Origin of the sequence: Anaerovibrio sp. RM50 (assembly GCF_000622005.1) — a bacterium.
Classification (GTDB): Bacteria; Bacillota; Negativicutes; order Selenomonadales; family Selenomonadaceae; genus Anaerovibrio.
Map to the genome: position 1 here is coordinate 26286 of NZ_JHWV01000017.1, position 13259 is coordinate 39544.

15 protein-coding genes and 1 tRNA gene are annotated in these 13259 nt (G+C 45.7%); 14 read left to right on the top strand and 2 right to left on the bottom strand.

Annotated features, from left to right (window positions below):
- Nucleotides 1-4: 4 nt before the first annotated feature.
- The 3 genes from T525_RS0109325 to T525_RS0109335 all read left to right on the top strand — a co-directional run bounded on the left by T525_RS0109325 (nt 5) and on the right by T525_RS0109335 (nt 2576).
- Nucleotides 5-781 (top strand): TIGR00282 family metallophosphoesterase, encoded by a 777-nt coding sequence (locus T525_RS0109325; protein WP_027406983.1) that lies wholly within the window; start codon nt 5-7, stop codon nt 779-781.
- 71 nt (nt 782-852) lie between these two features.
- Nucleotides 853-1680: a PHP domain-containing protein gene (locus T525_RS0109330; protein ID WP_027406984.1), complete on the top strand. Its 828-nt coding sequence runs from the start codon at nt 853-855 to the stop codon at nt 1678-1680.
- A gap of 26 nt (nt 1681-1706) precedes the next feature.
- Nucleotides 1707-2576, top strand: a complete 870-nt coding sequence (locus T525_RS0109335) for an Asp23/Gls24 family envelope stress response protein (RefSeq protein ID WP_027406985.1) — start codon at nt 1707-1709, stop codon at nt 2574-2576.
- Between the two features lie 67 nt (nt 2577-2643).
- On the opposite strand, the gene T525_RS0109340 is transcribed toward T525_RS0109335, so the two are convergent.
- Together T525_RS0109340 and T525_RS0109345 are read right to left on the bottom strand one after the other, a co-directional pair.
- Nucleotides 2644-2719, bottom strand: a tRNA-Gln gene (locus T525_RS0109340).
- A 64-nt stretch (nt 2720-2783) separates the two neighbouring features.
- Nucleotides 2784-4361: a DUF4127 family protein gene (locus T525_RS0109345; protein ID WP_198022675.1), complete on the bottom strand. Its 1578-nt coding sequence runs from the start codon at nt 4359-4361 to the stop codon at nt 2784-2786.
- A gap of 350 nt (nt 4362-4711) precedes the next feature.
- Between T525_RS0109345 and rsmD the strand changes: the two genes are divergently transcribed.
- The 11 genes from rsmD to cysS all read left to right on the top strand — a co-directional run bounded on the left by rsmD (nt 4712) and on the right by cysS (nt 13257).
- The gene (gene rsmD / locus T525_RS0109350; protein ID WP_027406987.1) at nt 4712-5305 is read left to right on the top strand and encodes a 16S rRNA (guanine(966)-N(2))-methyltransferase RsmD; all 594 of its coding nucleotides are present in this window, start codon (nt 4712-4714) and stop codon (nt 5303-5305) included.
- Nucleotides 5274-5753, top strand: a complete 480-nt coding sequence (gene coaD / locus T525_RS0109355) for a pantetheine-phosphate adenylyltransferase (RefSeq protein ID WP_027406988.1) — start codon at nt 5274-5276, stop codon at nt 5751-5753. The genes rsmD and coaD overlap by 32 nt, the downstream gene beginning before the upstream one ends.
- A 44-nt stretch (nt 5754-5797) precedes the next feature.
- Nucleotides 5798-6316 carry a hypothetical protein gene (locus tag T525_RS0109360; protein ID WP_051533529.1) on the top strand — a complete coding sequence of 173 codons (519 nt, stop codon included), beginning with the start codon at nt 5798-5800 and terminating at the stop codon, nt 6314-6316.
- A 127-nt stretch (nt 6317-6443) separates the two neighbouring features.
- On the top strand, nt 6444-6893 hold the full coding sequence (locus tag T525_RS0109365) for a CtsR family transcriptional regulator (RefSeq protein ID WP_027406990.1): 450 nt from the start codon (nt 6444-6446) through the stop codon (nt 6891-6893).
- A gap of 19 nt (nt 6894-6912) precedes the next feature.
- Nucleotides 6913-7065, top strand: coding sequence for a hypothetical protein (locus T525_RS16350; RefSeq protein WP_156945701.1), 153 nt, complete (start codon nt 6913-6915; stop codon nt 7063-7065).
- Nucleotides 7065-8444: a DNA repair protein RadA gene (radA, locus tag T525_RS0109375; RefSeq protein ID WP_027406991.1), complete on the top strand. Its 1380-nt coding sequence runs from the start codon at nt 7065-7067 to the stop codon at nt 8442-8444. Before T525_RS16350 ends, radA begins: the two co-directional genes overlap by 1 nt.
- Nucleotides 8445-8613: 169 nt before the next feature.
- Nucleotides 8614-9105 (top strand): CarD family transcriptional regulator, encoded by a 492-nt coding sequence (locus T525_RS0109380; protein ID WP_027406992.1) that lies wholly within the window; start codon nt 8614-8616, stop codon nt 9103-9105.
- A 110-nt stretch (nt 9106-9215) separates the two neighbouring features.
- Complete coding sequence (locus T525_RS0109385; protein WP_027406993.1) at nt 9216-10385, top strand: PIN/TRAM domain-containing protein; 1170 nt, start codon at nt 9216-9218, stop codon at nt 10383-10385.
- 105 nt (nt 10386-10490) lie between these two features.
- Nucleotides 10491-11264 carry a 2-C-methyl-D-erythritol 4-phosphate cytidylyltransferase gene (ispD, locus tag T525_RS14890; protein WP_037325579.1) on the top strand — a complete coding sequence of 258 codons (774 nt, stop codon included), beginning with the start codon at nt 10491-10493 and terminating at the stop codon, nt 11262-11264.
- On the top strand, nt 11261-11734 hold the full coding sequence (ispF, locus tag T525_RS0109395; protein WP_027406994.1) for a 2-C-methyl-D-erythritol 2,4-cyclodiphosphate synthase: 474 nt from the start codon (nt 11261-11263) through the stop codon (nt 11732-11734). Before ispD ends, ispF begins: the two co-directional genes overlap by 4 nt.
- A gap of 83 nt (nt 11735-11817) precedes the next feature.
- Nucleotides 11818-13257: a cysteine--tRNA ligase gene (gene cysS / locus T525_RS0109400; protein WP_027406995.1), complete on the top strand. Its 1440-nt coding sequence runs from the start codon at nt 11818-11820 to the stop codon at nt 13255-13257.
- Nucleotides 13258-13259: the final 2 nt, after the last annotated feature.

A 13259-nucleotide genomic window follows, 5' to 3' on the forward strand; every position in this document is an offset into this window, starting at 1 on the left:
GCCTGTGAAGATTTTAATTGTTGGTGACGTGGTGGGCCGTCCCGGCCGTAAAGCCTTTAAGAAGTATACCAAGGAGCTTCGTGAAAAACATAATATAGATATTGTTATTGTTAATGGTGAAAATTCTGCAGCGGGAAAGGGAGTAAGCCGCAAATCCCTTGATGAACTCTACGCTGCCGGGGCAGATATTGTTACTTCGGGGAATCACATTTGGGATAAGCGGGAGGTCTATGAGGTTATTGATACTGACCCTTATCTTATCCGCCCTGCCAATTATCCTGAAGGGGCTCCCGGAAAGGGCTGGTGCCTGTATCCGTTTAAAGCAAAAAATCTGGCAGTGATTAATATGTCCGGACGTGCCTTTATGCCGGAGATGGACTGTCCGTTCCAGAAGATTGAGGATGTGCTGTCTGAAATCGGGGATGAGGCGGATATTAAGATTCTGGATTTCCATGCTGAAACCACTTCAGAAAAGATGGCCATGGGCTTCTACCTTGATGGCCGTGTACAGGTGGTGGTGGGAACCCATACCCATATTCAGACCGCTGATGAGCGCATTTTGCCTGAGGGTACAGCATACATTACAGACCTGGGCATGGTGGGGCCATGGAATTCAGTGCTGGGTGTTAAATCCGACATAATCATCAAAAAATTTACATCATGTATGCCTGCCAGATTTGATTTGGCAGACGGTCCGGCTGTTTATTCGGCCATTGTGGTGGAAATAGATGATGCCACTAATAAACCCGTGGGCGTGGAGCGAATTCTGATTAAAGAATAAGTATTTTGCAGGATATTTGGCAGTTTACTGCGAATATATTACGCCAGAGTATATTTTTGGGGAGAAAATTCATGTCTAGTGACTTACATATGCATACCACCAGTTCTGACGGTCGGTTGACTCCTGAGGAGCTGGTTGATGCGGCCAAGGCTGCGGGGCTGAATTATATAGCTATTACGGATCACGATACTGTTGATGGCATCCGTCAGCTGTATGAGGCAGACCGTTATCCCGCCAAGGGCATCAAGATTATTCCAGGCATTGAATTCAGTGCTCATCACGAGATACATGAGATTCACATTCTGGGCTATAATATTGATATTTTTGACAAGACGCTGGCTGACAGACTCAATGATGTGGTGGAGGCCAGATGGCTGCGCTTTTCCAGCATAGTGCAGAAATTGCAGAAGCTGGAATATGATATTTCTGAGACGGATGTATTGGAAATAGCCGGTGACAGCACTTCCATCAGCCGATCTCACATTGCACAGGCGCTGATGAAAAAGGGTGCCTTTGGTTCCGTCAAGGAATGTTTCGATAAGGTGCTGGGCAAGGGGTGCCCTGCCTACGTTTCACATTTTCTGTTGGAGCCGGAGGAGATTATTGACCTTATTAAACAAAGTGGCGGTATTCCAGTTTTGGCTCATCCCAGACTGATCCATGATGATGAACTGGTGGAGGAGCTGCTGAAAAAGGGGATAGAAGGGGTTGAGGCTATTTATCCAAAGCACAGCCCTGAGGATACACAGCGCTATATAGATATGGCCAATAAATATAATCTGATGATTACCGGTGGTTCTGATTTTCACGGAATTCCTGGGCGATTGCCCGAGAATTTGGGGGAATTCGTTATTGAGGACAGCTATGCAGCTGAGATTTATCGCGAACCAGGGATGTAGAAGAGCCATTAAATAGGGGTGGTTGCATGGACGTTATAGCATTTGTTGGTCCCAGCGGGACCGGAAAAAGTCATAGAGCTCTTTTGGTAGCCCACAATAATCAGGCGGACGCCATTATTGATGACGGCCTTTTTATCAAGGACGGAAAGATTATTGCTGGTTCATCTGCCAAGAAGGAGCAGAACAAGGTGCTGGCTGTGAAGCGGGCGATTTTCGTGCTGCCGGGCCACGCCAAGGAGGTCAGCAGGGCCATAGAGGATACTCAGCCAAAGCGAATTCTTATTTTGGGAACCTCGGAGAATATGGTTATTAAAATTGCCAAGGCCCTTAATTTGCCGGAAATATCAAAATTTGTCCATATTGAGGATATTGCTACCCAGGGGGAAATGGACAAGGCGAGAAAGCACCGTCTGGAGCAGGGCAAGCATGTTATTCCTGTGCCTACCATTGAGCTGAAGCCTCATTTTTCCGGGTATCTTGTGGATTCATTGAAGTCAATGGTAAAACGCAACAATGAGCAAGAGCGCCGCCAGCGTCATTTGTTGGGGGAAAAGTCCATTGTACGTCCGATATTCAGCTATTATGGGAAGCTGATTATTGATGATTCCTGCATAGAGGCCATAGTACGAAAGATTCTCATCGACAGCGGCAAGGTAACCAAGGTGGCTGATGCGGAGGTTCGTCACGTTTATCGTGGAGATGGTGCTGTGGGCTATGAATCCCAAGGGGTGGAGCTGGACTGCTCAGTTATTATTTCCTATGGCAAGCATATTCCAACCTTGGTTCAGCAGATGCAGACGGAGATCAAAAAAGAGGTTGAACGCCTCACCGGCATGGCTGTAAAAAAGGTTAATATAACCATTAAGGCACTCTTTGTGCAACCTAAGAACTTGTAATTTAAAGGATATATTTTTAAGCATAACAAAAAGGGTTCTGCTATTGCAGAACCCTTTAATTTTTATATGGCAGGGGTAGCAGGACTCGAACCTACGAATGCTGGATTCAGAATCCAGTGCCTTACCAACTTGGCGATACCCCTATGCTGTTTTCACAACGATAATTAGTATAAGTGAAAGCCGGGGGCTTGTCAAGAATAATTTATTTTATTTCTTACGAAGGGTTGGGGAACAGGTAAGGTTTATTTCAAAGGTTCTCGGCCATGGGAAATAGGTATTTATCTGCATATCCGTTACGGCATATTCGGTATTTCCTGCGGTAAAGGAACTTTTAAAAGCCTTTGAGGCTTTATATTGAACAAGCCTTTGCTTCATGGTGTCTTCCATCATATCCACGGCCCATTTGTAGTTGTGCTCAAGATCAAGGTCATACACGTTACTGTAGCCCTTTTTCCTCAGATTGTCATTTACCAGATCTATAATGTCTTTAAGATAATAGTAATCCTCGCAAATACGGTTGTTGAGATTGCAGATATTGCTGAATACTACCCTGTCATGTTCCGATGCTTCAGTAAGGGCGGAAAGGTATATTTCAGCCTGGGATATGGCCGTGCCTATGGAATTGCTGGCAGTATTCCAGCCAGCATAGGCTGTCAATGAATTTATAGGGTAGTTTTCCTTTATGAGAATTGGCAAAAGAGCCTCATGGGCGGTGAAGTTTTTGCTCAGATCCACCAAAGCCACCGGCTTCCCGTTTTGCTGATAGTTTAACAGCTTTTCTGCATTGGATCGTCGCCTGTCCATGGCTTCTTCATCGGTGGCACTTATAAAGAGAATATAGTCAGCTTCCTCAGGGGTGCCCACAATCAGACTATGATGAAAGGCCAGGCGTTCTTCCGCTGTATCCTGATTGCTGATGGCCATATATGGCATTACTTCCCTGGCGGCCTTTTCGCTGCTGTAATCCACATATACCTTGAAGCTTTGGGCTTTTGATACAATGTTGGTCAGTATGGACAGAGCCACCTCATCGGCACCGTGCAAAATGGACAGTTTATCCTTTGGAATTTGCTTCTTGTCTATATAGTGCCTGAAATCCTTGAGCTTCAGATTCGGCAGGCTGAAAATTTCTCCGTCATCCTGTCCAAAGGTAAGATCCTCAAGGGTTTCATCGGCCACAAGGTTTGCCAGTTGGCAGTTAAGACGTAAATTTCTGTTGTATATGTCTTTATAGGCGTTTATTAGCGCCGAAGGGATTTCTGCCTCCAGCTTCTGTATTTTTTCCCCGGTTTCGGAAAGGGGCTTTTCATCGTATTTGTGAATCAGCCGGGACCATTCCATCAGTTTTTTTCGGTCCTGATATTTTTCCACAAAATCCGGCGGATTCATACGGGGGAGAATAGAAAAGGCGTGGAGTTTGACATTTGGGTTATCAGCGTGAAGCTTTTTCAGATATTCCGACAGGGCGGCTATGTCCACATCGCTTACGGATTTATTTCTGGAGGCAATAAGCCCTCCATACAGGAGCTGGTCTATGGAAATGATAGCTTCATCACAGCTTTTTATTTCCTGGTTCAGCCATTCCTGCAGCTTTTTCCTGTCCCCGGGCAGGGTGTAGAAATCCATGGACTCGCTGGGAGGTATAATAACCTCAATGCCTGCGGTGCGGCCGTTGTCTGCCACCAGTTTTCCGCAGGGCGGGCGGCTGTCCAGAGGAACCAGCAATATCCTTTCGTTAAATTCCGGCATCTGGTCAATTGTTTCTCCCTGTTGTTTCTGGGACATAAGGAACAGGGACCCCAGCAATATACATATTATTATTAAATATACGGGAATGTGTTTTTTCATATTAGCCTCTGCTACATAATAATCTCTGCCTGTATATTATACCTTATCTGTATTAAATATACTCTCCAAAAGCAAAAGAAAAGGAAGCCACGGGCAATGGCTTCCCTTTCGAGGGATGGAATATGAAAAAATGGGTTGTATAGCGATTTGCTATGGTCATATAATACTAAAGAAAAATGGAAAAACCATGGAAGACTATGGAAAAAACATGAAAATTTTAATATTTTTTGTGCTTCACTTTTGTGTTAGAATTATGAAGGATATTTTTAGTGTAACGAGGTTTATATATGCGTATAATTACTGGCTCTGCCAAGGGGTGCAATCTGAAGACACCCAAGGGAATGAACACCCGTCCCACCTCTGACAGGGTAAAGGAGTCCCTGTTCAGCATTTTGGGCCGGGAGGTAGTGGGCAAGAGAATACTTGATATATTTGCCGGTACCGGCAGTCTGGGGTTGGAGTCCCTCAGCCGTGGGGCGGAGCACGCCTGCCTGGTGGATAAGGCTACGGCAGATATTTTGAAATACAATGCTGAGCATACCCGCCTGGCAGATAAAACAGAGATTTATAAGGGAGACGTATTTGCTATAATGCAGCGCCTTTCCACCCAGGGGAAGGAGTTCGATGTGGTATTCTGTGACCCGCCTTATCATTTGGGCCTTTGGGAGAGAGCTCTTTCATGGCTGGATACCAGTGATATTTTGGCTGATGATGCCCTGGTTATTGTGGAAATGGGCGGGGATGAGAATAATATTCCTGAGCTTTCCCACATGAAAATGCTGAGGAATCAGAAATATGGCAAAACAACCCAGATATGTTTTTTTGAGTATAAAAAGGCAGGTGTGGACAATGAGCACAGCGATTTTTCCGGGGAGCTTTGATCCTGTAACAGAGGGGCATCTGGATATCATCAGACGGGCCGCAAAACACTTTGATAAGCTGGTGGTGGGAGTATTTAATAATATAAGAAAGAAGGCTTTTCTGCCTGTGGAGCTTCGGGTAAAGGCCCTGGAAGAGGCAGTGTCGGACATGGGCAATGTGGAAGTGGTGGCCTTTGACGGACTGCTGGCAGATTACATGACAGAAAACGATATTCCCGTTATTGTCCGGGGACTTCGTTCCGTTACTGATTTTGAGTATGAGCAGGGGCAGGCCCAGATTATAAAGGATATTCACCCTGAGCTGGACACATTTTTTTTGCTTACAAAACCCCAATATTCCTTCATCAGTTCTTCGGTTGTAAGAGAGATGTACAATTTTGGGGGAGATATTAGTAAATTGGTGCCGGAATCCGTCCTAATAGCTATTGAACATTTTAACAATAAATGATATTCTTATAAGGTAGATTATTTTAAGAAAGTGGGTTTTGGCTCATGGAAATGGAAATAGATAAGATTTTAGAGGAAATTGAGAATTTGGTTGCATCTTCCAACCGGGTTCCGTTTTTGGATAAAGTAATGATTGATGATGTGGAGCTTTTCCGTCTGATGGACGTTCTCAGGAGTGAACTCCCTCGTCAGATTCAGGAGGCTGGTGATATTGTCAGCCGCCGTGATGAGATTATCAGTGCAGCACAGATGGAAGCAGACCGTCTGGTGGATGGTGCGAAGCGTGAGGCCGATCAGACCATTGAGCGTGCCAATGCTTATGCTCAGAAGGCTGTAGATGAGAATGAAATCGTTGTCAGAGCCAAGGAACAGGAAAAGGCTATTATGGACCAGACCATGGCAGCAGCCCAGCAGATGAAGGCGGAGACTGAGCAGTATTCTACCCAGCTCAGAACCAGTGCTGATGATTATGCCAACCAGATTTTTGACCATGTTTTGGATACTGTGGGCAGCGTACTGCAGGCTGTTCAGGAGGCAAAGGGCCAGCTCAACAATCAGCAGTAATTTATATTGTGCTTTGTTCAGGATGTCGCGTATGCGGCATCCTTTTTGTTTTGAAGTTTCTCATGTTTTGGGGTATAATAAAGTCAAATAGTCAATTAATCAATTAATTTTACAAGAAGGTGATATTATGAGCAATATAGCAGATTTAATTGAAGAATATATCCTGCGTCGGCTGGCAGAACAGCAGAATGGGCAGGTGGAGCTGCGGCGTACAGATATAGCTGATGAGATTTCCTGTGCCCCGTCCCAGATAAGCTATGTGCTTAATACCCGCTTCACACATGACAAGGGCTTCGCCGTGGAATCCCGCCGTGGTTTGGGCGGTTTTATCCGTATTGTACGGGTGCCATTGCAGAATATTATTTATGAGGATATGATCAGCAAGATTGACGCTGATACGGAATTCGTGGAAATAAAGGGCATGGTGCGCTATCTCATTCAGCATCAGATGATTAATTCCCGTGAGGGAGCCCTGGTAATCCAGGCCGCCAGCTGTGCCTATAACGGTATGGAAACAAAGGACAGGGTTAATTTGCTGAAGACATTGTTCATAACCCTGGCGGAATTTTCCCGTTAAATGAATACGTGGAAGGACTATGAGCAGAAATAAATTGGCCCCTGATGAGGGGGGTATCCTAAATAAAATTGTAAACTTTGGGCTTAGCTTTGGCATAGCGGTGGTGTGGCTCCTTAAGTCCGTCATAAAGCTGGCAGCAAGGCCCTTTGTGGGGAAAGGGAAACAGCAGTAATGGCAAAATCAAAGACCATGTTTGTTTGTCAGGAGTGCGGCTATGATACTCCTAAATGGTTGGGGAAGTGTCCCGGCTGCGGACGATGGAACACCTTGGTGGAGGAGGTAATAAAGCCAGATAACACCAAGCAGCGGGGACTGAATTTGGGACTTTCAAATCAGAGCAAGCCATGTCCTATAAGCGACGTGGTACTGGAAAAAATGCCCCGTATAACCACTGGCTCTGCAGAATTGGACAGAGTGCTGGGAGGCGGATTGATACCAGGCTCCATGGTACTGATTGTGGGAGACCCGGGGATTGGCAAATCCAGCCTTACCCTACGGGTGTGTGCCAACGAGGCCAGGGATGGCCGCAAGGTGCTGTATGTCACCGGAGAGGAAAGCGTACAGCAAGTTCGTATGCGTGCTGATCGTATTGATGCAGTTTCTGATGATCTGATGGTGGTCAGTGAGACTAATTTGGAGGTTATAGAGAAGCATATTCTGGATATTAAGCCGGAGGTGCTGGTCATTGACTCCATTCAGACTGTATTCCGTCCTGATATTCAGAGTACTCCCGGCAGCGTAAGCCAGGTGCGGGAATGTGCAGTGGAAATACTTCGGGTGGCTAAAACCAACGGCATCGCGGCCTTTATTGTGGGCCACGTTACCAAGGATGGTACACTGGCGGGACCAAGGGTATTGGAACATATTGTGGATACAGTTCTTTATTTTGAAGGGGGCAACAATGCGGAATACCGTATGCTGCGGGCAATAAAAAACCGTTTTGGCAGCACCAATGAAATAGGTGTTTTTGAAATGCGTGATGTGGGGCTGGTGGATGTCTCTGATGCCTCAAAGCTGTTTTTATCCGAGCGCCAGGACGAAAACGGCAGCGTAATCGTGCCCACGGTGGAGGGAACCAGACCTTTGCTGGTGGAGATACAGGCCCTGGTGGCCAAGACTCCCTATGTGCCTCCAAAGAGAATATCCGATTCGGTGGATTTAAAGCGTTTGCAGCTTTTGTTGGCAGTTCTTGAAAAGAAGGTTCATCTTGCCATGGGGGGCTGTGATGTTTTCGTAAAGGCAGCGGGGGGAATTCGTATTGATGAACCGGCGGCGGACCTTGGTATTTGCATTGCCATGGCCTCCAGCTTTGCCAGCCGTCCTCTGCGTCCTGCTACAGTGGCCTTTGGGGAGGTGGGACTCTCCGGGGAAATAAGGGCTGTCAGCCAGTCCGAAAACAGAGTACGTGAGGCAAGACGCCTTGGGTTCAGGAGTATCGTGCTGCCACAGAAAAATTACGAGCAGCTGCTGGCGGATAAAAAGTTTACGGATATGACGCTCTATGGAGTGTCCAATATAACGGAAGCTCTTAGCAGTGCTATGCCGAGATAAAATGAATCCTGCTTGTTTAAGATGACCCTATATCCGTTGTATATACCTGCTATACCTCCTTTGTATAGTGTTGACAGATATTTTTATATATGATAAACTATCGCTTTTTTAATGTTGATTTTTTTGGTATAATTTTATTTGTAGAGGTGTCAATAGGGGGGGTGAATGTTTGCTGCAGATTGGTGACCGGGTAGTGTACCCGATGCATGGTGCTGGAGAAATCACCGGCATTGAAGAGTACGATGTTATGGGGCAAGGACAGATGAAATCCTATTATGTTATGGAAATGCCCATTGGCGGAATGAGAATTATGCTTCCTGCTGATAATATTGACAAGGTTGGTTTGCGGGAGGTCAGCCCTACAGACATGGTCGATCGGATTGAAGAAGTGCTGAAGGGTGATCCTGTTAAGGCTGTGGGAAGCTGGAATAAAAGATTCCATGCGAATCTGAACCGCTTGAAGACTGGTGATATTTTGGAAGTAGCCGCTGTCCTCAGAAATCTCGTTCTTCAGGACAGAATCAAAAAAATATCCAGTGGCGAACGTCGCCTGCTGGATACGGCGAAACAGATTTTTTTAACGGAAATGGTATATGTCCTGGATGGCACCATGGAGACGACTGAGGCATGGCTTCAGAAAATGCTCGCGCGAGATGAATGATTTTATGCTTGCAATGGAAAGGTTTTAGGCTGCGTTGCCATAACTATTGGTCATGGTACAGCAGCCCCTTTTCATTTCATAAAAAATTATATTGAAAGGGGGTGAGAGAGATGTTGGAAAAGGTTTTAAGAGTATTTGTTGTGGCACTGCTGGCCATTATTGGCGGTATTGCGATGCACATTGCTAGTCCGTTTTTGACGGAGCTTATCAGTACTGAGGTATTAAAGAGTGAGCTGGGTCTTTTCAAGATGACTGCGGCACACCTTATTTTTCTTGTGCTGGGTATTGTAGCAGGTGCAGCAATAGGTTATACCACATCACCTTATTTTGCTTCAAAGCTTCAAAGATTTTCAGTCTGGGTTGAAGGACAGCTTAACAAAATGCCTTTGCATGATGTTATAGCCGGACTTATTGGCCTGGCAATAGGACTTATAATTGCTAATTTGTTAGGTATAGCGTTTTCAAAGATACCTGTGGTGGGAGACTATATTCCCGGTATTTTCAGTATCGTTTTTGGTTATTTGGGTATTCATATTGTTATTCGCAAGCAGAAGGAATTGGGTGACCTTATTGGCAAGATTCCAAGATTTTTCAAGGAAACCAGCCAGCATGTGGATCAGACCATCAGCAAGAAAAAGGCCAAGGGGGCAGACCTTGAGGCCATAAAGGGAATTGCTTCTTCTGAGATTCCCTGCAAACTCCTTGACACCAGCGTTATAATTGATGGCCGTATCGCGGATATTTGCAGAACTGGCTTTATTGACGGCAAGCTGCTGATTCCGGTTTTCGTATTGGAGGAGTTACAGCATATTGCAGATATGTCGGATTCCCTGAAACGGGTTCGGGGAAGAAGAGGTCTTGATATCCTGCAGCAGCTCCAGAATGAGTTCGGTTCCAAGGTTGAGATTGTCAATCAGGATTTTGATGATATAACCGAAGTTGATTCCAAGCTGGTGAAGCTGGGGCAGCTTACTGGAGGAAAAATAATCACCAATGACTACAACCTTAACAAGGTGGCAGAGCTTAGAGGCGTTTCTGTGCTGAATATCAACGAGCTGTCCAATGCCATTAAGCCTGTGGCTATTCCAGGCGAGAGCATGAATGTGCAGATCGTCCGTGAGGGTAAGGAACAGGGCCAGGGGGTGGCCTACTTGGATGATGGTACCATGATTGTGGTGGAAAACGGTCGTCGGTACATCAACGAGAATATCACGGTGGAGGTCACTTCTGCATTGCAGACTGCTGCAGGCAGAATGATTTTTGCCAAGCCGGTGGTTTAATCATTGCTTGAGTTTAAAGACTAAAGGTTTAGGGCTCCTTTGGAGCCCTTTTCTGATATTTCGATAATTTCTCACATGCTAACTGGTGCTTTTTATGGAGGTCGTATGGTTACAGTAATTTTTCCCGCTGCTGGCAAGGGAAGCAGAATGAAGGCCGGCATGAACAAGGTATTTATGCCCCTGGGGGGCGTTCCTATTTTAATAAGAACCCTTCTTCAGTATTCCGGGTGCGCTGAAATTGACCAGATGGTTGTGGTGGTGGCTGCTGCCGAAGTTGACTTCGTGGAATCAGTATTGGCCAAGGTTCGTGGGCTGAAGCCATATAAGATTGTGGCAGGTGGCAGCGAACGGCAGTATTCTGTATTAAATGGCATAAAAAGCGTTGATGGTAATGATGATGATATTATTCTGGTCCATGACGCAGCCCGTCCTTTTATCAGCCATGAAACCATAACTGCAGTAATTGATGGTGTCAAAAAGCATGGCGGTGTAATTGCAGCGGTGGCGGCCAAGAATACCATTAAGGTTTGCGATGGGGAAGGTATGGTAAAGGAAACCCCGGACCGTTCAACACTTTGGGAAATACAGACACCTCAGGGCTTTACAAGGAAAATCCTTCTGGAGGCCAATGACAGGGCAATGGCAGATGGCTTTTTGGGCACAGATGATGCAAGCCTGGTGGAGCGCATCGGTCAGCCGGTTCATATAGTAAAGAGTGATTACAGAAATATAAAGATAACCACACCGGAGGATATAATTATCGGTGAGGCTTTTATCAAGAGTCAGGGGCAAAGCACCCTTATAGAGAAAAATAACCAGATTATGGATGAAATAAATAAGTTAATCAAGGATTGCTGGCAGCAGGAGGCGGTTTTATGACAAGATTTGGTATGGGCTATGACGTTCATCAGCTTACTGAAAATAGAAAACTTATTATAGGCGGTGTGGAGATTCCCTTTGAAAAGGGGCTTTTAGGCCATTCTGATGCAGATGTGCTGCTTCATGCCATTGCGGATGCCCTTTTGGGGGCAGCTGCTTTGGGGGATATCGGAAAGCATTTCCCTGATACAGATGACCGTTACAAGGGGATTTCCAGTATTATCCTTTTGGAGCATGTGGGCAAACTGCTGTCGGAAAAGGGCTATACAGTGGGCAATGTGGATGCTACTATTGTGGCCCAGCGCCCAAAGATGCTGCCCCATATTCCTCAGATGCGGGAAAATATCGCCAAAGCCCTGAATGTGGATGTGGACAGAATCAATGTGAAGGCCACCACTGAAGAACATCTGGGCTTTACTGGCAGCGGGCAGGGGATTTCTTCCTATGCAGTTGCAGGAATAGAAGGCTAATGATACAATGGGATTTATTCAGCAGGGATGTGCTTATGCTGAAAGTTAATCGATTTTACCCGCCAAAGGAGTATATATAGGTTATGTTGAAAGTTTATAATACCTTAACACGCAAGAAAGAAGAGTTTGTGCCACAGGAGCCAGGGAAGGTGGGCATGTACGTCTGTGGTGTAACGCCTTATAACTATCCTCATATTGGCAATGCCCGTCCCTTTGTGACCTGGGATGTTATTAAGCGTTATCTCAGAAATCGCGGTTTTGAGGTAAAGCATATTCAGAATTTTACTGATATGGATGACAAGATTATTAAGGCCGCCAATACAGAGGGCGTTTCCTGGGAAACCATTACTGAGCGTTATATAGAAGGATATTTCAAGTCCATTGATGCACTGAATGTTCAGCGGGCAGACCTTTATCCAAAGGTAACTGAGCATATTCCGGATATTATAAATATGGTTCAGCGCATTATTGACAACGGTTTTGGCTATGTTATTGACGGGGATGTGTATTTCAGCGTGGAAAAATTCCCTGAATATGGCAAGCTTTCCGGCCGTAAGCTGGAGGATATGCAGGCAGGAGCCCGTGTTGAAGTGGACAGCCGCAAGCATAATCCAATGGATTTTGCACTTTGGAAATCGGCCAAGCCAGGGGAACCTTTCTGGGAAAGCCCTTGGGGCAAGGGACGTCCCGGCTGGCACATTGAATGCTCCACCATGTCCCTGAAATACCTTGGGGAAACCTTTGATTTCCATGGTGGCGGCAGTGATCTTATTTTCCCTCACCATGAGAACGAAATCGCCCAGTCCCAATGCTGCTGCGGTGATTACAAGAGCTTTGCCCAGTATTGGCTTCATAATGGCTTTATTACCATTGACAATGAGAAGATGAGCAAGTCACTGAACAACTTTATTACTGTTCCGGATATTTTGAAGCAGTATCCTGGTGAGGTGGTACGTTTCTTCATTTTACGTACCCATTACAGAAGTCCGTTGGATTTCAGTGAGGAGCGTATCAAGGAGGCACAGGCCGGTCTTTTGCGTCTGAAGAACGCTTTTGAACTTGGCAACGAGATTCTGGAGAAGGCTGGAAATACAGAAAAGGATACCCAACTGGAGGAGATTGCTGAAAAGGCCATGGCAGATTTCTATGAGGCCATGGATGATGACTTTAATACGGCCCTTGCCATTGGCTTTATGTTTACTCTTTCCAAGGAAATTAATACTTATGCCAACAATGTAATCAACAAGGGGACCGATTTTGATGCGGTTCACTTTGGCAAGCTGATGCAGGTTTATAAGGATATGGCAGCAGTTATAGGTATTTTTGAAAGCTCACTGGAAATGCCTGAGGCTGATGACGGGGAGGGTATTTCCCCTGAGGAAATTGAGGCACTGATTGCTGAAAGAGCTGAGGCGAAGAAAAACAAGAACTGGGGCAGGGCTGACGAGATCAGAGACAGTCTGAAGGCCCAGGGCATTATTCTTGAGGATTCTGCAGCTGGTACAAAGTGGAAGAAAGCGTAAAA

What these genes read in the sequence shown, in the direction of transcription:
- T525_RS0109330 (WP_027406984.1), top strand. Translation starts at nt 853, where the DNA reads ATGTCTAGTGACTTACATATGCATACCACCAGTTCTGACGGTCGGTTG.
- T525_RS0109335 (WP_027406985.1), top strand. Translation starts at nt 1,707, where the DNA reads ATGGACGTTATAGCATTTGTTGGTCCCAGCGGGACCGGAAAAAGTCAT.
- T525_RS0109345 (WP_198022675.1), bottom strand. Translation starts at nt 4,361, where the DNA reads ATGTCCCAGAAACAACAGGGAGAAACAATTGACCAGATGCCGGAATTT.
- rsmD (WP_027406987.1), top strand. Translation starts at nt 4,712, where the DNA reads ATGCGTATAATTACTGGCTCTGCCAAGGGGTGCAATCTGAAGACACCC.
- coaD (WP_027406988.1), top strand. Translation starts at nt 5,274, where the DNA reads ATGAGCACAGCGATTTTTCCGGGGAGCTTTGATCCTGTAACAGAGGGG.
- T525_RS0109360 (WP_051533529.1), top strand. Translation starts at nt 5,798, where the DNA reads ATGGAAATGGAAATAGATAAGATTTTAGAGGAAATTGAGAATTTGGTT.
- T525_RS0109365 (WP_027406990.1), top strand. Translation starts at nt 6,444, where the DNA reads ATGAGCAATATAGCAGATTTAATTGAAGAATATATCCTGCGTCGGCTG.
- T525_RS16350 (WP_156945701.1), top strand. Translation starts at nt 6,913, where the DNA reads ATGAGCAGAAATAAATTGGCCCCTGATGAGGGGGGTATCCTAAATAAA.
- radA (WP_027406991.1), top strand. Translation starts at nt 7,065, where the DNA reads ATGGCAAAATCAAAGACCATGTTTGTTTGTCAGGAGTGCGGCTATGAT.
- T525_RS0109385 (WP_027406993.1), top strand. Translation starts at nt 9,216, where the DNA reads ATGTTGGAAAAGGTTTTAAGAGTATTTGTTGTGGCACTGCTGGCCATT.
- ispD (WP_037325579.1), top strand. Translation starts at nt 10,491, where the DNA reads ATGGTTACAGTAATTTTTCCCGCTGCTGGCAAGGGAAGCAGAATGAAG.
- ispF (WP_027406994.1), top strand. Translation starts at nt 11,261, where the DNA reads ATGACAAGATTTGGTATGGGCTATGACGTTCATCAGCTTACTGAAAAT.
- cysS (WP_027406995.1), top strand. Translation starts at nt 11,818, where the DNA reads ATGTTGAAAGTTTATAATACCTTAACACGCAAGAAAGAAGAGTTTGTG.